This is a genomic window from Streptomyces sp. NPDC050388 (genome assembly GCF_040655635.1).
Classification (GTDB): Bacteria; Actinomycetota; Actinomycetes; order Streptomycetales; family Streptomycetaceae; genus Streptomyces.
In genome coordinates, this window is record NZ_JBFAKH010000291.1 from 1 (window position 1) to 1,073 (window position 1,073).

Genomic DNA, 1,073 nt, shown 5'->3' on the forward strand with positions numbered 1-1,073 from the left:
GGCCAGGCCGGCTACGCCGCCGCCAACACCTACCTCGACGCCCTCGCCGAGCAGCGCCGCGCCCGCGGCCTGCCCGCCACCTCCCTCGCCTGGGGTCCCTGGGCCGGCGGCGGCATGGCCGACGAGGCGATGGCTTCGGAGCTGGGCCGGCGGGGACTTCCGGCTATGGCTCCGGACACCGCAATCACGGTCATCGACCAGGTCCTGGCACTCGGCGAGACGTGTGTAACCGTGGCGGACGTGGACTGGGCGCGGTTCGTCCCGCCGTTCACGGCGCTGCGCGAGAGCCCCCTGCTGAGCGACCTGGCGGAAGCCGAGGGCGTGCGGCGGGAGAGCTCCTCGTCCGAGACGTCGGGCGCCGAATCGGCGCTGCGGAGCCGTCTTGCCGACCTGACCGGAGCCGAACGGCTGCGGTTGCTGCTGGGCGTGGTGCGCGAGCAGGCGGCGGTGGTTCTCGGCCACACCGGCGCCGGGGCCATCGGTGAGACCAGCACCTTCCGCGAGCTGGGCTTCGACTCGCTCACCGCAGTGGAGTTCCGCAACGCCCTGGCGGCGGCGACGGGGCTGACACTGCCCGCGACTCTGGTCTTCGACTATCCGAGCCCGACCGCACTGGCCGATCACCTGCGCGACGAACTCGTCGGTGCCGAGGCTCAGTCCTCGGGAGCCCAGGTGGCGGTCACCGGAACGGTCGGCGAGGACGACCTGGTGGCCATCGTCGGGATGAGCTGCCGGTACCCGGGCGGGGTCGCCTCGCCGGAGGAGCTGTGGGATCTGCTGGTGTCCGGTACGGACGCGGTCTCCGGTTTCCCGGCGGACCGCGGCTGGGACCTGGAGCGGCTGTACGACCCGACCGGGGAGCGCGAGGCGACCTCGTACGTCGACCAGGGCGGATTCCTGCACGACGTCGGTGAGTTCGACCCGGTCTTCTTCGGGATCTCGCCGCGTGAGGCCCTGGCCATGGACCCGCAGCAGCGTCTGCTGCTGGAGACCTCGTGGGAGGCGTTCGAGCGTTCCGGCATCGACCCGGTGTCGGTGCGCGGCACCCGCACGGGTGTGTTCACCGGCACCAA

Annotated in this window: 1 protein-coding gene; it reads left to right on the plus strand. The window is 72.3% G+C overall.

Annotation, left to right across the window (positions count from 1 at the left end; translation table 11 throughout):
• Nucleotides 1-1,073 (plus strand): beta-ketoacyl synthase N-terminal-like domain-containing protein (locus AB0I73_RS41475; protein ID WP_363045545.1); only part of this gene is annotated, 1,073 nt, incomplete at both ends.